The organism is Rhodovarius lipocyclicus, assembly GCF_009900765.1.
In the GTDB taxonomy this organism is placed as follows: domain Bacteria; phylum Pseudomonadota; class Alphaproteobacteria; order Acetobacterales; family Acetobacteraceae; genus Rhodovarius; species Rhodovarius lipocyclicus.
Genome location: NZ_JAAABL010000027.1, coordinates 26,054 through 50,687 on the forward strand (window position 1 = coordinate 26,054; position 24,634 = coordinate 50,687).

Genomic DNA, 24,634 nt, shown 5'->3' on the forward strand with positions numbered 1-24,634 from the left:
ACGCCTAACCACCATAGGCTTCCTGATACAGCGCCATGATCTGTTCCGCATCCGGCACGGAGGGATTATTGCCCGGGCTGCCGCTGGCCAGCGCCTGCTTGGCCATGGTGGGCAGCAGGCGGTTCCAGGCATCGGCGTCGATGCCATAGCCGGCCGGGCTCGGCACCTTCAGCTCCGCGTTCAGGGCGGCGAGTTCGTCCAGCAGCTTGGCGCCGGCCACCTGGTCGGCATCGGTGGGCGCGGCGCAGCCCATCAGCCGCGCCGCCTGGGCATAGCGCGGCAGCGCGCTGGCCAGGGAGAAGCGCGTGACCGCCGGCAGCAGCATAGCGTTGGACAGCCCGTGCGGCACATGGAAATGCGCCCCGATCGGGCGGCTCATGCCATGCACCAGCGCCACCGAGGAATTGCTGAAGGCCAGCCCCGCCAGCGTGGCGCCCAGCATCATCGCCTCCCGCGCCGCGCGGTCGCCGGGGTTGTGATAGACGGCGCGCAGATGGGGGCCGATCAGCTTCATCGCACGCTCGGCGAACATGTCCGCCACGGGGTTGGCCCGCTGGGAGACGTAGGCCTCCAGCGCATGGGTGAAGCTGTCGATGCCGGTATCGGCGGTGGTGCGGGGCGGCACGGTCAGGGTCAGCTCGTAATCCACCACGGCCGCCAGCGGCAGCGCGCCGAGCCCCGCGATCAGCATCTTCTCGTCGGTCCCGGTGTCGGTGATGACGGTGAAGCGCGTGGCCTCGCTGCCGGTGCCCGCCGTCGTCGGCACGCAGATGACGGGGGCCGCGGCCAGGTTCGCCGCGTGCGGCACCTTCAGCGCGCGGATATGGGCGGGGGCGTCCGGGTGGGCCATCAGCGCCACGGCCTTGGCCGTGTCCATCGGGCTGCCGCCGCCGAAGCCGATCAGGCTGTCGTAGTCGCCCGCGCGGAAGGCCTGGGCCGCGGCCATCACCACCGTGTCGGTGGGGTCGGGCACTGTCTCGTGGAACACGCCCGCGCGGATGCCGGCCTTGGCCAGCGGGCCCAGCAGCTTCTCCACCGTGCCGGAGGACACCATCCAGGGGTCGGTCACCACCAGCGGGCGGGACAGGCCGAGCCCGGCCAGCACCTCCGCCACGCGGGCGACGGTACCGCCCCCGATCAGCAATTGCCGAGGGGACTGGATGTTCTGGATCATGGCGTTTCCCTTTTCTGGGGACAGCATCGCAGGGCGATGCGGGCTACGCCAAGCCCCCGGCCAGTTCGGACGCGAGAGGCCCCTCGATCATCGCCTCCATCCCGCGCAGCGTCCGCACGGCCTCGGCCCCATCCATCACCCGGTGGTCGAAGGCGATGACCGCCTCCACCCCGCCATCCGCGCCGATCGGCCCGAAGCTGAGGAAGACCGGCATCACGCTGGTGCTGTCCAGGATCAGCGCCCCCTGCCCGCCCAGCGCCGACACCACGAAGCTGCCGCAATAGCGATGCAGCGGCAGCGCCGTCATGATCGCCAGGCGCAGCAGCGGGCGCCGCAGAAACCAGGGCAGCCGCGCGAAGCGCAGCAGGCGGCGCAGCGCGGGGTCTTCGGCGGGCGGGGCGGTCTTGGCACTGGCCAGCCGGTGCGCGATGGCCGCCAGCGCCTCGCCGCCCGGGTCGCGGATGCGGGCGCTGCTGACCAGCGTCTCGCCCCCATGCTCGCGCTCGACCAGGATGCAGGCGGCGGCCGAGTTCAGCTCCACCAGCCCCGGCCAGGGCAGCGACGCATACATCCGCCGCAGCACCGGGCGTTCGCGCGCCAACATGCCGAAAGCCTTGGCGAAGATGACGGGCCAGGGCGGGCGCGGCGCGGCGCAGGCCGCCCGTGCCGCCAGGGCCTGCGGCAGGTGCAGCCGCACCGTGATGATGGCGCGCGGCATCCGCAGCGAAGCCGAGGACACATCCGCCATCATCCGGCGGCCCGGGGAAAACCTCATCCAGCGCATGCGGGCTATTCGGCCCCGGCGCGTGCCGCTGAGGCCTCCGCGTACAGTGCCAGCCGCCGCACCGCGGTCTCGCTGATATGGCCCTGATAGGCGGCACCCATCGGCGGCAACGTGTCCGCGTGGTGGCAGGTGACGCTGTGCGCGCCGCCGGTCGGCACCGGGTCGTCCTTGCGGCAGATCTCGGTGGCGAAGGGGCAGCGGGTGTGGAAATGGCAGCCCGGCGGCGGGTTCAGGGGGCTGGGCAGATCCCCGCCCAGCGGCGTCACATGGCCGCGCCGCCCCGGATCGGGGTGCGGAATGGCGGCCAGCAGGGCGCGGGTGTAGGGGTGACGCGGGTTGTCGAACAGGGCGTTCTTCTCCGCGACCTCCACGATGCGGCCCAGGTACATGACCGCCACACGGTCCGCCATGTGCTTCACCACCGCCAGGTCATGCGCGATGAACAGGAAGGACAGGCCGAAGCGCGCCTGCAGATCCTTCAGCAAATTCACCACCTGCGCCTGGATCGACACATCCAGCGCCGAGACCGGCTCATCGCACACCACCAGCTCCGGCTGCACGGCCAGGGCGCGGGCGATGCCGATGCGCTGGCGCTGCCCGCCCGAGAATTCATGCGGGTAGCGCTGCGCGTGATAGGGCGCCAGGCCCACCAGCCCCAGCAATTCCTCCATCCGGGCACGGCGCTCGGCGGGGGTGCCGATGCCATGCACCTCCATGGGCTCCATGATGGTGTCGCCCACCCGCAGGCGCGGGTTCAGGCTGGCATAGGGGTCCTGGAAGATGATCTGCGCCTTGCGGCGGAAGCGGCGCAACTCGGCGGGGGAAAGGGCCGTGATGTCCTCTCCGTTGAAGCGCACGGTCCCGCCCGACAATTCGATCAGCCGCAGCACCAGCCGCGCGGTGGTGGATTTGCCGCAGCCCGATTCCCCCACCAGCGCCAGCGTCTCGCCGCGCTCCAGGGTGAAGGAGACCCCATCGACCGCCTTCACCGCGCCCTTGCCGGCCGGATAGTGCTTGGCGATGTCGATGACTTCCAGCAGATGCGTCACAGCGGCGCCTCCAGGCAGGCGGCGGAATGATGGGGCGCGACCTCCCGCAGCGGCGGGGGCGAGACGGTGCAGGCCTCGACGCTGAAGGGGCAGCGCGGCGCGAAGCGGCAGCCCGGCGGCCAGGCGAAGGGCGGCGGCACCGTGCCCTCGATGGCGGTCAGCCGGGTCTTGTCCTCATCCACGCGCGGAATGGAGCCCAGCAGGCCCAGCGTGTAGGGGTGCTGCGGATCGTCGAACAGATCGGCCGATGCCGAACGCTCCACCACCCGGCCCGCGTACATCACCGCCACCTTGTCGGCCATTTCCGCGATCACGCCCAGGTCGTGGGTGATCAGGATGATGCCCATGCCGGTCTCGGCCTGCAGCTCCCGCAGCAGTTCCAGGATCTGCGCTTGCACCGTCACATCGAGCGCAGTGGTGGGTTCGTCCGCGATCACCAGCTTGGGCTTGCAGGCCAGCGCCATGGCGATCATCACGCGCTGGCGCATGCCGCCCGAGAGCTGGTGCGGGTATTCGTCGAACCGCCTGGCGGCGGAGGGGATGCGCACCCGGTCCAGCACCGCGACGGCGCGCGCGCGCAGTTCGGCGTTGCTCGCCTTCGGGTCATGGGCGCGCATCGCCTCGGTGATCTGGTAGCCGATGCTGTAGACCGGGTTCAGGCTGGTCATCGGCTCCTGGAAGATCATGCCGATCTCGCGCCCGCGCACGTCGCGCATCTGCCGGGATGACAGGTCGAGCAGGTTGCGCCCTTCCAGCATCACCCGCCCCTCCGTCACCCGGCCCGGATGCGCGAGCAGCCCCATGATGGACAGCGACAGCACGGATTTGCCGCACCCGCTCTCGCCTACGATACCCAGCGTCTGGCCGCGCTCCACCGTGATGGAGACACCATCGACGGCGCGCACCTCCCCCGCCGAGGTGCGGAAGGAGGTGACCAGATTTTCGACCGAAAGCAGCGTCATAGCCAGGCGAAGGTCGGCGGAGAGATCTTCTCCGTGGGCCGGTGCGCCCAATCCTGTTCGGGGGCCTTCGCCACGACGCGCTTCTGCGCTTCGGACAGGTTGGCGGCGGCGGCGGCGAAATCCATGGTCAGGACCTTTCCGTCGCCCACCACCTTCTCGCCATCCACATATACATCCTTCACCGCCCGGTCGCCGGCGGCATAGATCAGCGCGCGCACCGGGTCGTAATTGGGCTGCATGCGCGGGTGGGTGGCATCGACCACCACGAAATCCGCCCGGCACCCCGGGGCCAGCTTGCCGATATCGTCACGGCCCAGCGCGCGGGCGCCGCCGATGGTGGCCGCGTTGAAGATATCGGTGGTGCTGGTGGTGCGCGGGTCGCCCGCCTGGGTGCGGGCCAGATAGGCCACCAGGCGCAGCTCATCCAGCATGTTGTGGGGATAGGTGTCGGTGCCCACGCCCATGTTCACGCCACTGCGGTGATAGCGGCCGAAATCCTTCATGGTGATGCCGCGCCGGGCGAACACGGTCGGGCAATGCGCCACCGTGGTGCCGGTATCGGCCAGGATGTCCATGTCGCGGCGCGTGTGCCAGGGCGTGGAGGGATGGTCGTCCAGAAAGATGCCATGGCCGATCACCGCGCGCTCATCCAGCAAGCCCATTTCATGCAGCCACTGGATGGGGGTGAAGCCGTGGCGGCGGGTGATCTCGTGGAATTCCACCACCGATTGCGCGGCGTGGATCTGCCAGGAAATGCCGCGCGCCCGCGCCTCGGCGCGGCTGTCGCGCAGCAGGCCGGGGGCGCAGGTGTCGATCTGGGCGGGGCAGGCCATGCCGAACAGCCGCCCCGAAGGGTGCTGCTCCGCGCGCTGGATGAGGGTGAACGCCTCCTCCATCGCCTTCTCGCCGGCCTTTTCGTCCCATTCGTATTCGACGACATGGCCATTCTTGGTGAACCAGCGGGCGGATTTGAACATGGGCGCGATGCACACGCGCATCCCCGCCTCCGCCAGCAGATCGAGCCAGCCGGGATGCGCCATGGACAGGTCAGCGAGCGTGGTGACACCGGAGAGCAGCAGCTCGCTCAGCGCCACCCGCACGCAATCCTGCACCGCCGAGGCATCGCCCCGGAAGATCGGCATGTATTCGTACAGCGAGGAATTATACAGGCCCGGGCTGCCCAGCTCATCGAGCAGCCCCTTGTTCATCGGCTCGCTGGTGGGGTGGGAATGGATGTTCACCATCCCCGGCATCACCAGCAGCCCCTTGCCGGAGATGATGGTGTCGGCCGGCCCCTCATAGCCCCGGCCGACGAAGCGCAGCACGCCGCCCTCGAAGGCCACGTCTCCACCGGGCAGATAGGCATGCCGCTTTTCGCCCGCGTCCCAGGCAACGACGAGATCAGCCTCTCGGATCAGCGTGATGGCCATGGCTCAGCGCACCACCCGCAGGTCGAGCCCGCGATAGATGCCGATGCCGTACAGGCCATGGGCCCGCGCGCCTTCCACCCGCTGGGTGGAGAACACCGCGAGCTGGTTGCGCGCCAGCGTCAGCCAGGGGGCCTGCTCGGCCAGGCGGCGCTGGATATTGGCGGTCGCCTGGGCGCGCGCCTCCGGCGTCACGCCACGGCGGGCTTCCTCCAGCCAGGCATCCGTCTCAGGATCGTTCCAGTTCATCCGGTTGGGCGAGGGCCGGTTGCGGCTGTGCCAGTACAGCGACAGTGCGTCTGTGGCCGAGATGTAGGGATAGCTGAGGATGTAGGCGTCGAATTCCTGCGTGGCCAGGCGGCCCCAGGCGACGGTCGCGTCGAACATCTGCACGCGCATCTCGATGCCGACCTGGCGCAGGCCCTGCTGGATGATTTCGGCCGCGCGCTGATTGGCCAGGTTGTTGATGGCATACATCAGGAAGGTGGCACGCTGGCCATCCTTCACGCGCACGCCGTCGGAGCCCATGCGCCAGCCAGCCTCGTCCAGCAGCCGACGGGCGGCGGCGGGATCATAATTCGGCACCATCGCATCGGACTGCGCATCGTAATCCAGCGCGTTCGGGTTCACGATGTTGCGCGCCGGCAGGGCGTGGCCCGACCACACGGCGCGCGCCAGACCCACGCGGTCCACGGCCATATGCGCGGCGCGGCGGATGGCCACGTCGCTGACCACGGGCTTGTCCACCTTGAAGCCCATGAACACGTCCCAGAAATAGTTCTCCTGGGTGGAGGTGCGGATGGTGGGCACGCGGCGCAGCGCATCCCAGAAGGCCTCGGGAATGTACTGTGCGACATCGGCCTGCCCGGCCTGCAGCGCCGCGACGCGGGCGGCCGCTTCAGGGATCACACGCCACACGACGCGCTCCACATGGGCGGGGCCCTGGTTCTGCAGCACCGGCGGGCCCCAGCGATAGGTGGGGTGGCGCGTCAGCACCAGTTCGCTGCGCGGCGTCCAGCTGGCCCAGCAATAGGGGCCGGTGCCGTTGAAGCCCTGCACCCCAAAATTGTCGCCCAGGCGCTCGACCGTGGCACGGTCCACGATAGAGCCGAAAAACTGCGTCAGCTGCGACAGCAGTTCGCCGAAGGGCTCGTTCAGCTCATACTCGACCGTATAGGGATCGACGGCGCGCACTTCCTTCACATTGCCCGCGCGCCAGGCGACCGGAGAGGTCACGCGCGGCGTGGTGCGGCCGATCCAGCGGTTGATGGAATAGACCACATCCTCCGCGGTCAGCGGCTTGCCGTCGCAGAAGGTGACATCGCGGCGCAGATGGAAGGTGTAGGTCTTGCCGTCCGGGCTCACCTCCCACCGCTCGGCCAGGCCGGGGCGGATGGTGCGCATGTCGAAGTCCATGCTCACCAGCGTATCGGACAGCATGGTCAGCACCTCGCCGCCCGCCAGCGCGGTGGTGCGGTGCGGGTCGTAGCGGTCGCTGTCGATCTCACGCATGATGGTGATCTGGTTGCGCGGCTGCTGCTGAGCCGCCGCCGGCAGCGCCACGGCCAGGCCGATGGCCGCCGCGGCAAGGGTCTTCCAACGCATTGTCATCATTCTCTCCCAGAAGTTCCCGGACATAAGGGGGGTCAGATACGCAGGCGCGGGTCGAGCGCGTCGCGCAACGCATCGCCCAGCACATTGAAGGCGAGCACCACCAGGAAGATGGCGACCGACGGTATCACGCTGATATGCGGCGCGATGAACAGGAAGTTGCGCCCCTGCGAGGCCATCGCTCCCAGCTCAGCCACCGGCGGCTGCGCGCCGAGGCCGAGGAAGGACAGCGCCGAGCCTAGCAGGATCACCTGCCCCAGCCGCAGCGTGGCGAAGACGAAGATGGGCGACAGGCAGTTGGGCGCCAGATGCCGCAGGATCAGCCGCGCATCCTTCATGCCGATGGCCCGCGCGGCCTCGATGTAGTCCAGGCCCATCACCACCACGGCCGCGCCGCGCACGATGCGCGCCATCAGCGGGATGGTGGCGATGGACAGCGCGAAGATCACGCTGGTCAGGCCCGGGCCGAAGATGGCCGCCAGCGCCAGGCCGAACAGGATGGCCGGAAAGGACAGCAGGATGTCCATCAGTCGCATCAGCAGCCCGTCCAGCCTGCGGTAATAGGCGGCGAGGAAGCCCACCACCGCGCCGATCACCCCGCCCACGATCAGGGAGGCGAGGCCCATGAACAGCGTCACCTGCAAGCCGTACAGGGTGCGCGCGAACAGGTCCCTGCCCTGCCCGTCCGTGCCGAACCAGTATTCGGCCGAGGGCGGCTGCATGATGGCCATCAGATCCGTCTCATACGGGTCCTTCGGCGCCAGGAAGGGGGCGAAGATCGCGGCCAGCACGATCAGCACGACAAAGACCAGGGACACGGCGGCCCCCGTGTCGCGCAGCATCATGCGCAGGGCCGAGGGGCGGCGCGGGGCGGCCACGGTCGCGCTCATGACAGCCTCACGCGCGGGTCGAGCACCGCATAGAGCAGATCGACGCCCAGATTGATCAGGATGAAGCCGGCCGAGAGCACGATGATGGTCCCCTGCGCCATCGGGAAATCGGAGGACAGGATGGCCCCCACCGCCAGCCGGCCCACGCCGGGCCAGGAGAAGATGGTCTCCGTCACCACGGCACCGCCCAGCAGGAAGCCGATCTGCAGGCCGATCAGGGTGATGACCGGGATCAGCGCGTTGCGCAGCGCGTGGCGCAGCACCACCAGGAATTCGCTCAGGCCCTTGGCGCGGGCGGTGCGCACATGGTCGGCGGTCAACATGTCCACCACGGCCGTGCGCGTCATGCGCGCCACCGGCCCCACGAACACGCCGCCCAGCGTGACCGCGGGCAGGATCACGGCCTGGATGCCGTCCCATGTCCACAACGGCCCGCCACGCCCGGTGAAGGGCAGCAACTGCCACTGGAAGCCCACCAGCCAGATCAGCAGCAGCCCCAGGAAGAACACCGGCACCGACACGCCGCCCACGCTGACCGCCATGATGCAGCGGTCGATCATCGACCCCCGCCAATAGGCCGCCAGCGTGCCGAGCCCGATGCCCAGCGGAATGGACCAGAACAGGGAGGCGAACATCAGCTCCAGCGTCGGGCCGATGGTGTCGCTCAGTTCCTGCGTCACCGCCATGTTGTTGATGATGGACACGCCCAGATCACCCTGCAGCAGCCGCCACAGATAAAAGCCGAACTGTGCCCAGAGCGGGCGGTTCAGGCCCAGCTCCTCACGGATCGCATCGACGACTTCCTGGGTGGCCTGGGGCCCCGCGCGGATCACGGCGGGGTCCGTCGGCACCACCTGCATCAGGAAAAAGCCGATCAGCAGCACGCCCAGCAGCACCGGCACCGCCAGCAGAACGCGCCGAAGGGCGTATCGCGCCATCAGCCAAACTCCGCGTGGCGGTCGAAGATCACCTGGCCGCCACGCAGGGTGATGTGGCAACTGGTGGTCAGCAGCTCCTCGGGCGTGCCCTGGAAGATATCGCGCGACAGCACGGCGATATCGGCATCCATCCCCGGCTCCAACGTGCCGCGCGCACCCTCGGCGAAGGTGCTGTAGGCCCCGTTCACCGTGTAGCAGTGCAGCGCCTGTTCCAGCGTCAGCGCCTCATGCCCGCCCAGCACCGTGCCCTTGTTGGTGCGGCGCGTGGTCATGGTGAACAGGTTGATGAACGGGTCATAGCTGGAGACCGGCGCGTCGGAGGACGCGCTCGGCATCGCCCCTTCCTCGAACCAGGTCTTCATCGGATAGGCGTTCTCGGCGCGCGGCAGGCCGAGGTTCTCCACGTACAGGTCGCCGAACTCATACATGAACACCGGCTGCGGCACGGGCAGGATGCCGTGGGCCTTCATGCGGCGGCGCTGGTCGCGCGTGACGAAGCCGCAGTGTTCGATCCGGTGCCGCCGCGCGGGAGAGGCCCCCGCCTCCTCCATGCCCACCAGCACCTGCTCGATCGCGGCGTCGCCGATGGCGTGGATGTCCAGCTGCCAGCCCTGGCCGTGATAATGCGAGAGCAGGTCGTGGATGGTCTCGGTGGGGAAGGTGAAGACGCCGGTTCCGCCACCGGCGCTTTCCAGATACGGGTCGAAGAAGGCGGCGGTCAGCCCGCCGGCGCTGCCATCGGCGAAGACCTTCACCGCGCCCCAGCGCAGCATGGCGGCGGTGTCGTCGCCCGGCATCCAGGGGCGCATGCCGGCGTCCCAGGCCTTCTTGGCGATGCCTTCCGGGTTGCCGGCCAGCACCTGCCACATGCGCTGCTTCAGGCGGCCCTGGGCCAGGCAATCCTCATAGGCCGCGATCTCCTCCAGATCGGCGGTCATGCCCACATTCATGTCGGTGGCCGACGCGAAGCCGTAGCTGGCCAGGTGCTGGCCAGCGGCCTCGATCGCATCGACCATGCGCGCGCGGTCCGGGCGCGGCATCGCCACCTTGATCAGGTGCATGGCGCGTTCCTGGATCAGGCCCGTCAGCTGCCCGCCCTTGCGCTCGATCACCCCGCCCTCGGGCGTGGGGGTGTTGTGGCCCACACCCGCGGCCCGCAGCGCCGCGCTGTTGGCCACGCCCATATGCCCGCAGGTGCGCACGATGAAGACAGGATTGTCGGGCGCCGCCGCGTCCAGCTCACCGATGGTCGGGTGGCGGTTCACATCCAGCGCGCCGTGGTCATAGCCCCGGCCCAGCACCCACTGGCCCTTCTGCGCAGCATCGGCGCCAGCCTTGATGCGGCCCAGCAGCGTGTCGAGGCTGCGCACTTCCTCCGCGCGCAGATTCACCTGCGTCAGGCCGAGGCCCACCGGCAGAAGATGCATATGCGCTTCGTTGAAGGCTGGAATGGCGAGACGGCCGGCCAGATCGATTCGCTTCGTGTCGGGGCCGGCGACGTGTTCCACCTCCGCCAGGCTGCCAACTGCCAGCACCTTGCCGCCGGCGATCGCCAGGGATTCCGCGGTTCCGGCGCCCAGGCCCCGAAACACGCTTCCCCCCTGCAGTATAATTTCTGCTGTCATATCACCATGCTCATGCGTGAATCATGCATCGTCAACTGTCGCGCTTTTTCCGAACCGTCAGGTCGGCCAGCAGCAGCAGCACCGTGAAGACCACCAGCAGCACCGCCACGGCGGCCATGGTGGGGTCCACATTCTCGTTGATGCCGTCCCAGATCCGGCGCGGCAGGGTGAACACGTCGCGGCTGGCGATGAACAGCACGATCACCAGCTCATCCCAGCTGTGGATGAAGGCGAAGATCGCCCCCGAGACGATGCCCGGCATGATGCGCGGCAGGATCACCCAGCGCAGCAGCTGCGGCAGGCTGGCGCCCATGCCGCGCGCCGCCTGTTCCAGCCGCGGGTCGAAGGCCGCCAGCGCGGTGGAGACGGTGATCACCACATAGGGAATGGCCGTGACGCCATGGGCGATGATCACGCCCAGCACGCGGTCCAGCAGGTCCCACCAGCGGAAATACCGGTACAGGCCGATGGCGTAGACGATGCTGGGCACGATCAGCGGCAGCAGCATCAGCGCCCGCATCAAGTTCACCAGCCGCCGGTCCAGCCGCCAGGCCGCGATGGCGAACAGCGTGCCCGCCACCACCGCCAGCGTGGTCGACCCCAGCGCGATCCAGAAGGATTGCAGGATGGAGCTGAACCATTCGGGCGAACTGAACAGGTTGCGGTAATACTGCAGCGACAGCGTCTCACGCGGCAGCGACAGGAAGCGCTGGTCGGTGAGCGACACCGGCAGCACGATCAGGATCGGCAGCACCAGATACAGCGCCACGATCAGCCCGGTGGAGCGCGCGAACCAGCCGGGTTTATAGGCCCCTTCCATCGCTCAGCCCCCTCCGCCGAACAGCTTGCGCATGTTCACCACGCGCGAGAAACCGCCGAGCGTGACCAGGATGGTCACGACCAGCACCGTCGCCATCATGGTGCCGAAGCCCCAGCGGATGAGGTCGAGGATCTGCACGCTGATCCATTCGGCCACCATCAGCGTCTTGCCGCCGCCCAGGATGGCGGGCGTGACGTAGAAACCCAGCGAGAAGATGAAGACCAGCACCGCCGCCGCCACCACGCCCGGCAGGGACAGCGGCAGGAACACGCGGGAAAACACCACCCAGCGGGAGGCCCCCATGCCGCGCGCGGCCGTCATCAGGCGCGGGTCGATCTCCCGCATCGTGGAGAGCATGGGCAGCACCGCATAGGGCACCATGTAGTGCACCATGCCCACGATGATGCCGAACTCGTTCCAGACCAGCTCCAGCGGCTCCTGGATCACGCCGGCGCCCATCAGCGCGTCGTTGATCAGCCCCTGGCGGCGCAGCAGCGTGACCCAGGCGAAGGCCCGCACCAACACCGAGATCCACAGCGGCACCAGCACGCACAAAATCCACCAGCGCCGCGCGCGCTCGCTGGCCATGGTCACGGAATAGGCCACCGCATAGCCCAGCAGCAGCGCCAGCACCGTGGTGATGCCCGCGATCCGCCCGGTGGTCATCAGCGTGCGCTGCACCGAGCGGTTGGTCAGGATGCGCTCGTAATTGCCGAAGCCGAGTTCCGGCTCGGTGAAGGAGATGGACAGCACCTGCAGGATCGGCGCGACGTAGAACACCGTCAGCAGCAGGAAGGCGGGCATCAGCAACGCCCACCAGCCGGCATTGCGCGGCATTCCCTTAGGAAACATCGTCGTCCTCCACGATCGTCGCGGCCTCGGCCGACCAGCCCAGGCGGATCGCGGCCCCCTCGGCGGGGTGGAAGGGCGCGCGCCAGGCCGACATGGCCAGCCGCAACGGCCCCAGCGCCGTATCAACGATGATGGAGTAGCCAGCCCCCAGATAGGACCAGGAGACGACCCGCGCCTCCAGCACATTGTCGGCCGCCTCGCCTTCCTCCAGCACCTGGATCTTTTCGGGCCGGAGGGAGAGCAGCACGCTGGCCCCCAGCGGGGCCTTGGCCGCGCCCGCCGCCTGGCGGATGCGCAGCGCGCCCACCTGCACGCCGAGCGCACCCTGCGTCACCTCCCGCACCGTGCCGGGCAGGAAGTTGGACTTACCGAGGAAGTCCGCCACGAAGCGCGTGCGCGGCTGCTCGTACAGGGCCTCCGGCGCGCCGAGCTGGATGATGCGGCCGTGGTTCAGGATGGCGACGCTGTCCGAGAGGGACATCGCCTCCTCCTGGTCATGCGTCACGTTGATGAAGGTGCGCCCGATGCGGCGGTGCAGCGCGCGCAATTCCTCCTGCAACTCCGCGCGCAGCTTCTTGTCGAGTGCCGAGAGCGGTTCGTCCAGCAGCAGCAGCGCGGGCTCGAACACCAGCGCGCGGGCCAGCGCCACGCGCTGCTGCTGGCCGCCCGAGAGCTGCTTCGGCAGCCGGTCCGCGAAACGGGAGAGCTGCACGAGATCGAGCGCGCCCTTCACCTTCTCCTCGCGCTCCGCCTTGGCCATGCCGCGCACGCGCAGCGGAAAGGCCACATTCTCGGCGACGGTCATGTGCGGGAACAGGGCATAGCCCTGGAACACCATGCCGAACTGCCGCTTTTCGGGCGGTTCCTGCGTCACCTCCCGCCCATCCAGGAAGATCTGGCCGGAGGTCGGCTCGGTGAAGCCCGCGATCATGCTGAGGATCGTGGTCTTGCCCGAGCCCGAGGGGCCGAGGAGCGTGAGGAAGGTGCCGCGCCCAACCTTCAGGTCGGCGCCCTCCACCGCGACGAAGCCGCCATAGCTTTTCGCCAGGCCGTGCAGTTCCAGCGTCATGCCTTGTAGTCCGGCTGGGTGCGGTCGAGCATGCGGCGCAGCGCCTGCCAGGGCAGCCAGCCCTTGGTCGGGCCGGTGCTGAACTGGGCCGCGGTGCGCGCGACCACCTGGTCCGACGGGACCAGCAGCTTGCCGCCGGTGGACATGGCCGAGACCTGGATCCGGCAGCTCATCTCCAGGTAATACAGCCAGTAGAACGCCTCGGCGACGGTGCGGCCTGCCGTCATCAACCCGTGATGCTTCAGGATCATGCAGGGCTTGTCGCCCATGTCGTGAACGAAGCGGTCGCGCTCGGACATGTTGTCGGTGTCGGCCACGCCTTCGTAGTCGTGGTAGGCGACCTTGCCCGGGAACTCCATGCTCATCTGGTTCAGCGGCAGCAGGCCGCCTTCCAGCGCCGCCACGGTCATGCCCGCCAGCGTGTGGGTGTGCATGACGCAGGCGGCGTCCGGCCGGCCGCGATGCAGCGCGGAATGGATGACGAAGCCGGCCGGGTTCACCGGCCAGCTCGTCTCCTGCAACGGCTCTCCATCCGCATCCACCACCACCAGGGAGGAGGCGGTGATCTCATCGAACAGCATGCCATAGGGGTTCACCAGAAAGCGGTGCCCCTCACCCGGCAGGCGCACGGAGAGATGGGTGAAGACCAGGTCGGTCATGCCGAAATGCGCCACCAGCCGATAGGCGGCGGCCAGATCCTCGCGCAGTTCCTGCTCGGTCTGCACGCGGTTCGGGTCGGGTTTGACGGGAGGCGGGAGCATGTCAGTAACCGATCTCTGGGTTATAGCGGTTGGGCGGCTCGCGCCCCGCCTCGATCTCGCGGATCAGGCCGAGCACATGGACCGCGCGCTCCCGGCGGGAGGGGATGCTGGCGATGTGCGGCGTCACCACCAGGCGCGGGTGCGACCAGACGGGGCTGTCGGCCGGCAGGGGCTCGGTCTCATACACGTCGATCAGCGCGGCGCTCAGCGTGCCGTCGTCCAGCGCGGCCAGCACATCCCCGATCTTCTGGTGCGCGCCACGGGCCACATTGACCAGCATGGCACCCCGGGGCAGCTGCGCGAACAGCGGCGCCGACAGGATATGCCGCGTGGCCGGCGTGCTGGGCAGCAGGCAGACCAGCACATCCGTGCGCGCCAGGAAGGCCGGAAGCTCCGCCTCGCCGGCATAGCTTTTGACGCCCGGGATATCCTTGGCCGAACGCGACCAGCCCGCGACCTGGAAGCCGAGGCCGGCCAGCATCTCCGCCGCCCGGGCGCCCAGCGCGCCGAGGCCCATCACCCCCACCCGCAGCTCATTCGCCGCGGGGTGGGTGAATTCCTGCCAGACATGGTCGCGCTGCTGGGCTGTGATGCGCGGGCCGTCGCGCATCAGGTGCAGCACGGCCCAGCAGACGAATTCGCCCATGCGCTGGGCGGCCCCGCCCGGCGTCATGCGATACAGGGGTATGTGCTTCGGGAAGGCGGGATCATGCACCACATGATCCACGCCCGCGCCGGTGCTGAAGATACAGCGCAGGCCCGGCATGGCGGCCAGCGCGCCAGGCTCGGGTTCCCACACCAAGGCGTAATCCGCCTGGGCGCGATCGATGTTCGGATCGTCCCAGAACTGCGTCGTCAGGCCCGGGGCCAGTTCGGCGAAGTGGCGCTGCCACTCCGCGAAACCCTTCTCCCCGCCCGACTTGATAACGAGCGTGCTCAACCCGTCACGGTGTCCAGGAAGTCCTGGTTCACGCGCTGGTAGTTGGCACCCCACCAGTTGCCGTCCAACGGCAGCTGCACGCGCACGTTCTCGGGGTCGGTCGGGTTGAACATCTTCAGCTCGGGCGGGACCCTGCCGGCGGCGGCCGGGTTGGTCGGGCCGTTGCCCAGCAGGCCCAGCAGGCCCACCTGGCCATCGGCGTTCGCCATCATGCTGGCCAGCAGGCGCTGGGCCGCGACACCGCCCGGATTGCCCTTCGGGATCACCTGGATGCCGGGCTGCAGGATGCCCTGGTTCCAGATGAACTTGAACCGGCCATTGCTCTCGCGCTGCAGGACGGAGGCGCGGGTGTGCCAGATCTGGCCCATCACCGCCTCACCGGTGCGGATGAACTGCTCGCTCTCGGCGCCACCGTTCCAATAGACGGTGTCGCGGCGCGTGCGCTCGATCAGGCCCAGCGCCGCGCGGGTGTCGATCGGATAGACGCTGCCCATCGGCTTGCCGAGCGCCATGGAGGCGGCCTCCAGCACGCAGGTCGCGTCCCGGCGCAGCAGGCGCTTGCCCGGGAACTTCCGCAGGTCAAAGAAATCCGCCCAGCTGGTCGGCGCCGTGGGGAATTTGGAGCTGTCATAGACCAGCACCGAGGAGAAGGAGTACGGCGCCGCGCCGTATTCCATGGTGAAGGTGTCGCCGATGGCGTCCGCACGCTTCACGATGGAATAGTCGATCTTCTCCGCCATCCCGAGCCCACCCAGCAGCACCGCGCCGGTGGCCGAACTGTCGCACATGTCCCAGGTCACACGGCGGCTCTCGACCATGGAGCGGATGCGCCCGATGGAGGGGCCGGTGCTGTCCTGCACCACGCGATAGCCCGGGTTCGCGGCCACGAACGGGTCGCCGTAGAACTGGCCGAAGCCCTGGTTGGCCAGGCCACCCCAATTGACCATCACCAGGTCACGCGTGCCTTGTGCTTGGGCACCGGCGGCGGGCGCCACGCCCAGCGCCGCGAGGCCGGCCAGAAGCTGGCGGCGGTCGATCTGCCCCTTGGCCAGCCTCTCGCGCAGCAGCGCGACGCAATCCTGCTGGAAACTCTGCAACATGAAAACTCTCCCCTGCTCCCGACGAGCTGTGGCGCCGCTCATGCAAAAACCACGCCAACCCGCATTGGAGGGTTGCACGAATTGCATCACCGCGGAAATGCTCCACCGTGGAATTTTCAGCGGACAGCACCATGAGCAGCGACATCTTCGCCCCGGGCTTCAAGACCACCCCCTATTGGTGGGAAGCGGCGGAGCCCGCGGAACGGCCCTCCGACCTGCCGGCGGAAACCCAGGTCGCGGTGGTGGGCGGGGGCTATGCCGGGCTGAACGCGGCCCTCACCCTCGCGCGGCTCGGCCATGACGTGACGGTGCTGGATGCCGAGCGCATCGGCTGGGGCGCGTCCTCGCGTTCGGGCGGCATGGTCTCGGGCGGCATGAAGCTGTCCCTGGCCGAGGCGCGCGCCGCCTTCGGCGAGGAAAAGGCCGAGGAGATCGCCGCCGCCTGCAACGCCAGCTTCCCCTTCATCGAGGAATTGCTGACCCGCGAGGGGATCGACGCCGATTATGTGCGCTGCGGCCGTTTCACCGCCGCCTGGACGCCCAAGCACTACAGCGCGCAGGAAGCGGGCGCCGCCACGCTGGCGCGCATCACCGGCATGCCCACCCGCATGCTGCCCAAGGCGCGCCAGCGGGAGGCGCTGGGCAGCGACTACTATCACGGCGGCATGATCGCCGAGGCCAGCGGCAGCCTGCACCCGGCGAAATACGCGCGCGGCCTGGCCGCCGCCGCCGAGCGCGCGGGCGTTCGGCTGGTGGACCGCGCCCGAGTGCATTCCTGGAAGCCCGAGGGCAGCGGCTGGCGCCTGGTGACCAGCCGGGGCGAGATGCGCGCGGCCAAGATCCTGACATCGACCAACGGCTACAGCCTGTCGCCCGAGGGCAAGACCCCCAACCCCTGGTTCGCGCGCCGGATGGTCCCGCTCGCCAGCTTCATCATCGCCACCGAGGAGCTGGACCCCGCGCTGATCGAGCGCCTGTTCCCGGGCAAGCGCATGATCGGCGACACGCGCCGGGTGCTCAGCTATTTCCGCCCCTCGCCGGACGGCAAGCGCGTGCTGTATGGCGGGCGCGTCAGCTTCTCTCCCATGAAGCCGGAGGAAGCCGCCCCCGGCCTGTACCGCATGATGACCAGCGTCTTCCCGGAGCTTGTGGGCACGAAGATCACCCATGCCTGGACCGGCAATGTCTCCTTCACCTTCGACGGGCTGCGCCATATCGGTGAGCATGAAGGCGTGTTCTACGCCGGCGGCTGCCAGGGCAATGGCGTGGCCATGGCCAGCTGGATCGGCCATCAGGTGGGGCTGAAGATCGCGGGGGCGGCCAATGCCCCCTTCGCGCTGGACGGCATGCCCTTTCCCACCCGCCCGCTGTACCGAGGCAACCCGAACCTGGTGCTGCCCTTCGTGGGCAACTGGTACCGCCTGCTGGACCGGCTGGAGCGCATGGCCGCCTGATATCTCGCATGCGGGCGAGGCATGGCTGCCTTGCCCGCCGCCCCGCATATGCCATCGCTTGCGCAGCGCAGCATGGCTGAAATCCGGGCAAGGCATGATGCGGCCGAGCCTTTTGCTGCATCGCAACATTGGGCATGCGGAGCCCCCCTTCACCGCAATATCCTGTCTTGCCTGCCCTGGTGGATTGCTGCAACGAGTGCGCATGGGCTGGCCCGCAACGGCGGTGCCGGCCGCCACCGTTTGGGAGCCTCCGCATGCAACGCCGCAGCGTCATCGCAGCAGCCACCGCCCTGCCCTTCTCGGCGCCCGCGCTGGTCGCGGCGCAAGGCTTCTCGCCGCAGAACCCCGAATGCATCGCCCCGGCCGCCCCGGGCGGCGGCTTCGACATCACCTGCCGCTTGACCACCCGCGTGCTGCAGGAAACCGGCATCTCCCCCGTGCCCATCCGCACGCAGAACATGCCCGGCGGCATCGGTGCCGTGGCCATCAACAACATCAACGCCCAGCGCCGCGCCGACCCGAACGTGATCGTGGCCTTCTCCACCGGTTCCTGGCTGAACATGGCCCAGGGCCGCTTCGGCCGCTTCGGCGAGAATGACGTGCGCTGGATCGGCGCGATCGGCGCCGACTACGGCGTGATCGCGGTGAAGCGCGACAGCCCGATGAACTCCCTGCAGGATCTGGTGGCGGCGTTCCGGCAGAATGTGGCGGGCATCCCCGTGGGTTCCTCCGGCGCCGTGGGCAGCCAGGACTGGACCAAGGTGGCGCTGATCGCGCGCGCCGCCGGCCAGGACCCGCGCCGCATGCGCTATGTGCCCTTCGAGGGCGGCGGCCAGGCGATGGCCGCGCTGCTGGGCGGCCATATCCAGGTCTTCCCCGGCGATGCCTCCGAGATCCGCGGCCAGGTGGAGGCGCGCGAGATCAAGCTGCTCGCCGTGCTTTCCCCCAACCGCCTGCCCGGCGTGCTGGCCGATGTGCCGACCGCCAAGGAACAGGGCGTGAATGTGGAATGGCCCATCGTGCGCGGCTTCTACGGCCCGCCGCAGATGCCCGACGCCGCCTATAACTGGTGGGTCGATGCGATCCGGCGCCTGCAGGCCAACCCCGTCTGGGCCGAGCAGCGCAATGCCCAGGGCCTGTTCGAGTTCACGATGGTGGGCGAGGAATTCTCCCGCTTCGCCAAGGCACGCACGGCGGAATACCGCCAGCTGGCGCGCGACGTGGGCCTGATCCAACCGCAATGAGCAGCAAGGGCTTGATCGCCGACCGCGTGCTCGGCCTGGGTTTCATGGTGTTGGGGGTTCTGGCGGCCTATTCCGCCTGGACCCTGCAGGTGCCCTTCGCGGCGGACCCGCTGGGGCCCACCCCCTTCCCCGTCACCGTGGCGCTGATCCTGCTGGTCTGCGGCGGGCTGCTGGTGCTGAAGCCGGTGCACCGGTTCGAACCGATCGAGCGCCCGGCCGCGCCCCCGCTGATGGTGGTGGCCATGGCGGCCTATGCGCTGCTGATGGAGCCGCTGGGCTTCATGCCGGCCACCGCGCTGATGGCCTGTGCCGTGGCGCTGCTGTTCGGCGCGCGCATCGTGTTCTCAGGCGGGGTGGGCATCATCACCGCCGTGGCGCTGTGGCTGCTGTTCGACAAGCTGCTGGACCTGCCGCTGCCCAAGGGGATTTTGCCGCTGTGATGGAAACCTTCTCGGCGCTGGGCGGCGGCTTCGCGGTCGCGCTCACGCCCTTCAACATCATGCTGGCCCTGATGGGCTGCATCGTGGGTACGGCCATCGGCGTGCTGCCGGGCATTGGCCCGCTGAACGCCATCGCGTTGCTGCTGCCCTTCTGCCTGGCGCTGCGGCTGCCGCCCGAAAGCGCGCTGATCCTGCTGACGGCGGTCTATTACGGTTCGGGCTATGGCGGGCGGATCACCGCGATCCTGCTGAACATGCCGGGCGAGCCATCGGCCGTGCTGACCACGCTGGACGGCCACCCGCTGGCCAAGCAGGGGCGCGGCGGGGCGGCTCTGGCGATTTCGGGCATCGGCAGCTTCATCGGCGCTACGCTCTCGGTCGTGGCGATGACCTTCATGTCGGTGCCGCTGGCGCGCGTGGCGGTGGCGTTTTCGCCGGCCGACTATGTGGCGCTGATCGCCTTCGCGCTGTCCCTGCTGGGGGCGGTGGGCGGCGTTTCGGCCCCCAAGGCCTGGGGGGCGGGCTGCTTCGGCATCATGCTGGCGCTGGTGGGCGTGGACAGCGGCACGGGGGTGGAGCGCTTCACCCTGGGCAGCCTGGAGTTGCTGGGCGGCATCGACTTCACCGTGCTGGCGATCGGCCTGTTCGCCATCGGCGAGATCCTGCTGCTGGTGGAGACCACCATGCGGGCCGAGGCCGCCAAGATCGGCGGCGGCCAGCGGCTGACGCTGAAGGAAGTGGCCTTCTGCCTGCCCGCGATGATGCGGGCGACGGGCATCGGCTTCGTCATCGGCGTGCTGCCGGGTGCGGGGGCCTCGGTCGCCTCCGCGCTCTCCTACACCGCCGAGAAGCGGCTGAACGAGAGCAACGGCAAGTTCGGCCAGGGCGACATCCGCGGTGTCGCGGCGCCCGAAACCGCCGACAATGCGGCCCAGATCGGCAATCTGGTGCCCATGCTCAGCCTGGGCATCCCGGGTTCGGGCACCACGGCCGTGCTGCTGGGCGCGCTGCTGATGTACAACATCACCCCCGGCCCTCTGCTGTTCGAGCAGCGGCCGGAGGTGGCCTGGGGCCTGATCGCCTCGATGTATGTGGGCAATGTGCTGCTGCTGGCGCTGAACCTGCCGCTGGTGGGGGTGTTCGCGCGCCTGCTGAGCGTGCCGGCCAGCGTGCTGTATCCGGGCGTGCTGGCGCTGTCCTTCGCGGGTGTCTACGCCGCCTCCAACTCCGCCTTCGACCTGCTGATGGCCATCGTCTTCGGCGTGCTGGGCTGGCTGTTCCGCAAGACGGACATCCCCCTGGTGCCGATCATCCTGGGCTTCGTGCTGGGCCGCATGCTGGAGGACAACCTGCGCCGCGCGCTCTCGCTCTCGGGCGGGGATGTGGTGGCGCTGGTGGAAAGCCCGGTCTCGATCGGGCTGTGGGTGCTGACGGCGGGCGCGCTGGTGTGGCCGCTGATCATGGTTCTGCGGCGGCGGGGGTAGCTTGGTCGCGCGGATCGCCCCCCAGGGTCAATCGATTCCCGGGGGGCGGGGCCGCATGGCTGCCATGGTGCACTCAGGGGGTTCCTGGACCCTGTCTTGATCGCTAGAAGGGACGCCCATGGCGCGGTTCGTATTCATCACCGGCGGCGTGGTCTCCTCGCTTGGCAAGGGCATCGCTGCGGCTTCTCTCGGGGCCCTGTTGCAGGCACGCGGCTATCGCGTGCGCCTGCGCAAACTGGACCCTTATCTCAACGTCGATCCGGGCACCATGAGCCCGTATCAGCACGGCGAAGTGTTCGTGACCGATGACGGGGCGGAAACCGACCTCGACCTGGGTCACTATGAACGTTTCACCGGTGTTCATGCCGAAAAGGCGGACAACTGGACCACGGGGCGACTGTACTCCGAGGTGATCGCCAAGGAACGCCGCGGCGATTACCTGGGCGCTACCGTACAGGTCATTCCCCACATCACGGATGCGATCAAGGAAGCCATCACGGCGGGCACGGAGAACTATGACTTCGTGCTGGTCGAGGTGGGCGGCACGGTGGGCGACATCGAAAGCCTGCCCTTCCTGGAGGCCATCCGCCAATTGGCGAATGAGCTGGGCCCGACCCGCAGCCTGTTCATGCACCTGACGCTGGTGCCCTGGATCCCTTCGGCCGGCGAGCTGAAGACCAAGCCCACGCAGCATTCCGTGAAGGAACTGCTGGGCGTCGGCATCCAGCCCCAGCTGCTGCTGTGCCGCTGCGACCGCCCGATCCCGGAGAATGAGCGCCGCAAGATCGCGCTGTTCTGCAATGTGCGGCCCGAGAACGTGATCCCCGCGCTGGACGCGCGTTCGATCTACGAGGTCCCGCTCGCCTATCACCGTGAGGGGCTGGACCGCGAGGTGCTGCGGCACTTCAACCTCTCCATCTATGGCGAGCCCGACCTGTCGGCCTGGGAACGCATCGTGGAGCGCATCACCGCCCCCGAGGGCGAAGTGACCATCGCGGTGGTGGGCAAGTACACCGGGCTGCTCGATGCCTATAAGTCGCTGGCCGAGGCGCTGGTGCATGGCGGCATCGCGCACAACACCCGCGTGAAGCTCGACTGGGTGGACAGCGCCATCTTCGAGAATGACGCCACCGCGCTGCAGCGGCTGGAGAATGTCCACGGCATCCTGGTGCCCGGCGGCTTCGGCGAACGCGGCACCGAGGGCAAGATCGAGGCCGTGCGCTTCGCGCGTGAGCGCAAGCTGCCCTTCTTCGGCATCTGCTTCGGCATGCAGATGGCGGTGATCGAGAGCGCGCGGAACCAGCTGGGCATCGCGGGCGCTTCCTCCACCGAATTCGGCCCCTGCGCGGAGCCGGTGGTGGGGCTGATGACCGAATGGGTGCGCGGCAACGCGCAGGAGAAGCGCGGCGCCGACGGCGACCTGGGCGGGACCATGCGCGTGGGCCAATACCCCGCCGTGCTGGCTGAGGATTCGCTGGTGCGGCAGATCTATGGCAGCGCCACCATCATGGAACGCCACCGCCATCGCTATGAAGTGAATGTGGCCTACCGTGACCGGCTGGAAGGCGCGGGTCTGCGCTTCTCGGGCATGTCCCCCGATGGGGAATTGCCCGAAATCGTGGAGATCCCGGACCATCCCTGGTTCATCGGCGTGCAGTTCCACCCGGAACTGAAATCCAAGCCCTTCGAACCGCATCCTCTTTTCGCTGGTTTTGTGGGTGCCGCGGTGAAAAAGGCCCGGCTGGTCTGACAGCGGCTTCCCATGCTGGGGAAACCACCGCAAATCTTCATGTTGCCCACAGCCTTTCATCGTTTAAGGCTGTGGGCATGATCATTCTTTCGCATCGCGGTTACTGGCTTTCTCCTCAGGAGAAAAACACGCGCGCGGCCTTCGAGCGTTCCTTCGGGTTTGGTTTCGGAACCGAGACGGATGTGCGGGACGCCGGCGGCCGGCTGGTGATCTCCCACGACCCGCCCACCGGCGGCGAGATGAGCCTGGAGGAATTCCTGGCCCTGCTGCCGGACCCGGAATTGCCCCTGGCGATGAACGTGAAGGCGGACGGGCTGGCCAAGCCCCTGCTGGCCGCCATGCAGGCGGCGGGGCACCGCCACTGGTTCGCCTTCGACATGTCCATCCCCGACACCATCATGCAGCTGCGGGCCGGGGTGCCGGTCTATACCCGCCTGTCGGACCATGAGCCCGAGGCGCTGCTGCTGGACCAGGCCCAGGGCATTTGGCTGGACAGTTTCGGCCCGGAGTGGTGGGATCGCCAGACTGTCGAACACCTCCTCGCCACCGGCAAGCGGGTGTGTGTCGTCTCCTCGGAACTGCATGGCCGGGACACGACGGCGGCGTGGCAGGTGCTGCGGCCCCTGGCCGGGCATCCGAACCTGATGCTGTGCACCGACGTGCCGGAAAAGGCGCAAGCGTATTTCAAGGAGGCATGAAGGCATGATCCGAGGCGTCGTCTTCGACATGGATGGCGTGCTGATCGAGGCGAAGGACTGGCATTACGCCGCGCTGAACCGCGCCCTTCGCCTGTTCGGGCACGAGATCAGCCGCCACGAACACCTGACCACCTTCGATGGCCTGCCGACCAAGAAGAAGCTGGAAATGCTGTCGGTGGACCGGGGGCTGCCCCAGGAACTGCACAGCTTCATCAATGAAATGAAGCAGATCTACACGATGGAGCTGGTGCACCAGCTCTGCCGCCCGCGCTTCACCCATGAATACGCCCTGTCGCGGCCGAAGCAGGCGGGCATGAAGCTCGCCGTCGCCTCCAACTCCGTGCGCAATACGGTGGAGGTGATGATGCAGAAGGCGAGCCTGGCCGGATACCTGGATGCCATGCTCTCCAACGAGGATGTCTCCCGCGCGAAGCCGGACCCGGAGATCTATCTGAAATCCATGACCCTGCTGGGCCTGGCCCCGCATGAGACACTGATCGTCGAGGACAACGAGAACGGCATCCGCGCCGCCCGGGCCTCGGGCGCGCATGTGCTGGTGGTGGGTTCGGTCGATGAGGTGAACCTGCAGGCCATCCAGCAGCGGATCGCGGAATGCAACGCCCAGGGGGATGTCGCGGCATGAAGGTCCTGATCCTGGCGGCGGCCCCGCTGGAGCGCCAAGCCGATAGCGATGATGGCGGCTACCCCGTGCTGCTGGCCGAACTCGGCAAGGAATTGCTGCTGGAGCGCATGGTCCGGTCCTGCGGCGACGCGCAGGTGATCTTCGCCATCCAGGAGGCCGAGGTCCGGCGCTTCCGGCTGGACAGCGTGATCGCCCAGGTGGCCCCGGATGCCGAGCTGGTGCAGGTGCATGGCCAGACGGCCGGTGCCGCCTGCACCGCGCTGCTCGCCGCCCCGCATATCAGCGGGGATGAGGAGCTGCTGATCCTGAACGCCAATGAGGTGCTGGATTTCGATTTCGCCGCGGTGCTGGCGGGATTCCGCGCCCAGGGGCTGGATGCGGGGGTGGCGGCCTTCCCCTCCGTGCATCCGCGCTATTCCTATGTGCGGCTGGATGCCGAGGGGATGGTGATCGAGGCGGCCGAGAAGAACCCCATCAGCCGCAACGCCACGGTGGGCTTCTACTGGTTCCGCCACGGCCGGGATTTCCGCCGCGCGGCGGAGGGCATGATCCGCAAGGACGGCCATCTGGACGGCGTCTTCTACATCTGCCCCGCCTTGAACGAGTTGGTGCTGGAAGGCGCGCGGATCGGCATGCACGCCATCTCCGCCGAGCAGTATTACCCGGTGAAATCCGCCCGCCAGCTGGAACAGTTCGAGGTGACGGCGCAGAGCCGCTTCCCCGCCCGGGTGCCGGCATGAAGACCGCGCGGATCGAGGACATGGTGCGGGGCTGGTTCGTGGGGGCTTTCAACCCTGTTCAGACCGGACACATCCCTGACTGATGTTCGGAGAGATGGTTGACGGTTTTTGGGTGAGAGTTTCGCGGGAGCGGAGCGATGCCCTGGAAGCCTGTATCGATCATGGACAGTCGCCGAGAG

At 68.3% G+C, this 24,634-nt stretch carries 23 protein-coding genes; 8 read left to right on the top strand and 15 right to left on the bottom strand.

Going from position 1 to position 24,634, the window contains the following annotated elements:
• Nucleotides 1-4: 4 nt before the first annotated feature.
• The 15 genes from GT007_RS15755 to GT007_RS15825 form a co-directional block, all read right to left on the bottom strand.
• Nucleotides 5-1,174 (bottom strand): iron-containing alcohol dehydrogenase, encoded by a 1,170-nt coding sequence (locus tag GT007_RS15755; protein ID WP_160122584.1) that lies wholly within the window; start codon nucleotides 1,172-1,174, stop codon nucleotides 5-7.
• Nucleotides 1,175-1,217: 43 nt separating this feature from the next.
• Nucleotides 1,218-1,949 carry a hypothetical protein gene (locus GT007_RS15760; RefSeq protein WP_160122585.1) on the bottom strand — a complete coding sequence of 244 codons (732 nt, stop codon included), beginning with the start codon at nucleotides 1,947-1,949 and terminating at the stop codon, nucleotides 1,218-1,220.
• Between the two features lie 14 nt (nucleotides 1,950-1,963).
• A complete protein-coding gene (locus GT007_RS15765) occupies nucleotides 1,964-3,007 on the bottom strand; it encodes an ABC transporter ATP-binding protein (protein WP_160122586.1) in 1,044 nt (347 codons plus the stop codon).
• Complete coding sequence (locus tag GT007_RS15770; protein WP_160122587.1) at nucleotides 3,004-3,969, bottom strand: ABC transporter ATP-binding protein; 966 nt, start codon at nucleotides 3,967-3,969, stop codon at nucleotides 3,004-3,006. Before GT007_RS15770 ends, GT007_RS15765 begins: the two co-directional genes overlap by 4 nt.
• On the bottom strand, nucleotides 3,966-5,399 hold the full coding sequence (locus GT007_RS15775; RefSeq protein ID WP_160122588.1) for an amidohydrolase family protein: 1,434 nt from the start codon (nucleotides 5,397-5,399) through the stop codon (nucleotides 3,966-3,968). Before GT007_RS15775 ends, GT007_RS15770 begins: the two co-directional genes overlap by 4 nt.
• Before the next feature lie 3 nt (nucleotides 5,400-5,402).
• A complete protein-coding gene (locus GT007_RS15780) occupies nucleotides 5,403-7,001 on the bottom strand; it encodes an ABC transporter substrate-binding protein (RefSeq protein ID WP_160122589.1) in 1,599 nt (532 codons plus the stop codon).
• A gap of 41 nt (nucleotides 7,002-7,042) precedes the next feature.
• On the bottom strand, nucleotides 7,043-7,897 hold the full coding sequence (locus GT007_RS15785; RefSeq protein ID WP_160122590.1) for an ABC transporter permease: 855 nt from the start codon (nucleotides 7,895-7,897) through the stop codon (nucleotides 7,043-7,045).
• Nucleotides 7,894-8,835 (bottom strand): ABC transporter permease, encoded by a 942-nt coding sequence (locus tag GT007_RS15790; RefSeq protein WP_160122591.1) that lies wholly within the window; start codon nucleotides 8,833-8,835, stop codon nucleotides 7,894-7,896. The genes GT007_RS15785 and GT007_RS15790 overlap by 4 nt, the downstream gene beginning before the upstream one ends.
• A complete protein-coding gene (locus tag GT007_RS15795) occupies nucleotides 8,835-10,427 on the bottom strand; it encodes an amidohydrolase (protein ID WP_236571692.1) in 1,593 nt (530 codons plus the stop codon). Before GT007_RS15795 ends, GT007_RS15790 begins: the two co-directional genes overlap by 1 nt.
• Before the next feature lie 64 nt (nucleotides 10,428-10,491).
• Nucleotides 10,492-11,280 (bottom strand): ABC transporter permease, encoded by a 789-nt coding sequence (locus GT007_RS15800; RefSeq protein ID WP_160122593.1) that lies wholly within the window; start codon nucleotides 11,278-11,280, stop codon nucleotides 10,492-10,494.
• A gap of 3 nt (nucleotides 11,281-11,283) precedes the next feature.
• On the bottom strand, nucleotides 11,284-12,117 hold the full coding sequence (locus tag GT007_RS15805; protein ID WP_160122594.1) for an ABC transporter permease: 834 nt from the start codon (nucleotides 12,115-12,117) through the stop codon (nucleotides 11,284-11,286).
• 4 nt (nucleotides 12,118-12,121) lie between these two features.
• Nucleotides 12,122-13,201 carry an ABC transporter ATP-binding protein gene (locus tag GT007_RS15810; protein ID WP_160122595.1) on the bottom strand — a complete coding sequence of 360 codons (1,080 nt, stop codon included), beginning with the start codon at nucleotides 13,199-13,201 and terminating at the stop codon, nucleotides 12,122-12,124.
• The gene (locus GT007_RS15815; protein ID WP_160122596.1) at nucleotides 13,198-13,962 is read right to left on the bottom strand and encodes a class II aldolase/adducin family protein; all 765 of its coding nucleotides are present in this window, start codon (nucleotides 13,960-13,962) and stop codon (nucleotides 13,198-13,200) included. The genes GT007_RS15810 and GT007_RS15815 overlap by 4 nt, the downstream gene beginning before the upstream one ends.
• Before the next feature lies 1 nt (nucleotide 13,963).
• Nucleotides 13,964-14,902, bottom strand: coding sequence for a 2-hydroxyacid dehydrogenase (locus GT007_RS15820; RefSeq protein WP_236571693.1), 939 nt, complete (start codon nucleotides 14,900-14,902; stop codon nucleotides 13,964-13,966).
• Nucleotides 14,899-16,002, bottom strand: coding sequence for an extracellular solute-binding protein (locus GT007_RS15825; protein WP_160122597.1), 1,104 nt, complete (start codon nucleotides 16,000-16,002; stop codon nucleotides 14,899-14,901). The genes GT007_RS15820 and GT007_RS15825 overlap by 4 nt, the downstream gene beginning before the upstream one ends.
• 131 nt (nucleotides 16,003-16,133) lie before the next feature.
• Between GT007_RS15825 and GT007_RS15830 the strand changes: the two genes are divergently transcribed.
• The 8 genes from GT007_RS15830 (at nucleotide 16,134) to GT007_RS15865 (ending at nucleotide 24,455) form a co-directional block, all read left to right on the top strand.
• A complete protein-coding gene (locus GT007_RS15830) occupies nucleotides 16,134-17,456 on the top strand; it encodes an NAD(P)/FAD-dependent oxidoreductase (protein ID WP_160122598.1) in 1,323 nt (440 codons plus the stop codon).
• Between the two features lie 254 nt (nucleotides 17,457-17,710).
• Nucleotides 17,711-18,700: a Bug family tripartite tricarboxylate transporter substrate binding protein gene (locus GT007_RS15835; RefSeq protein WP_160122599.1), complete on the top strand. Its 990-nt coding sequence runs from the start codon at nucleotides 17,711-17,713 to the stop codon at nucleotides 18,698-18,700.
• A complete protein-coding gene (locus GT007_RS15840) occupies nucleotides 18,697-19,140 on the top strand; it encodes a tripartite tricarboxylate transporter TctB family protein (RefSeq protein WP_160122600.1) in 444 nt (147 codons plus the stop codon). The genes GT007_RS15835 and GT007_RS15840 overlap by 4 nt, the downstream gene beginning before the upstream one ends.
• Nucleotides 19,140-20,624: a tripartite tricarboxylate transporter permease gene (locus tag GT007_RS15845; protein WP_160122601.1), complete on the top strand. Its 1,485-nt coding sequence runs from the start codon at nucleotides 19,140-19,142 to the stop codon at nucleotides 20,622-20,624. The genes GT007_RS15840 and GT007_RS15845 overlap by 1 nt, the downstream gene beginning before the upstream one ends.
• 118 nt (nucleotides 20,625-20,742) lie before the next feature.
• Nucleotides 20,743-22,374, top strand: a complete 1,632-nt coding sequence (locus tag GT007_RS15850) for a CTP synthase (RefSeq protein ID WP_160122602.1) — start codon at nucleotides 20,743-20,745, stop codon at nucleotides 22,372-22,374.
• Between the two features lie 77 nt (nucleotides 22,375-22,451).
• Complete coding sequence (locus GT007_RS15855; protein WP_160122603.1) at nucleotides 22,452-23,072, top strand: PI-PLC domain-containing protein; 621 nt, start codon at nucleotides 22,452-22,454, stop codon at nucleotides 23,070-23,072.
• 4 nt (nucleotides 23,073-23,076) lie between these two features.
• Nucleotides 23,077-23,715, top strand: a complete 639-nt coding sequence (locus GT007_RS15860; protein WP_160122604.1) for an HAD family hydrolase — start codon at nucleotides 23,077-23,079, stop codon at nucleotides 23,713-23,715.
• Complete coding sequence (locus GT007_RS15865; RefSeq protein WP_160122605.1) at nucleotides 23,712-24,455, top strand: glycosyltransferase family 2 protein; 744 nt, start codon at nucleotides 23,712-23,714, stop codon at nucleotides 24,453-24,455. Before GT007_RS15860 ends, GT007_RS15865 begins: the two co-directional genes overlap by 4 nt.
• Nucleotides 24,456-24,634: the final 179 nt, after the last annotated feature.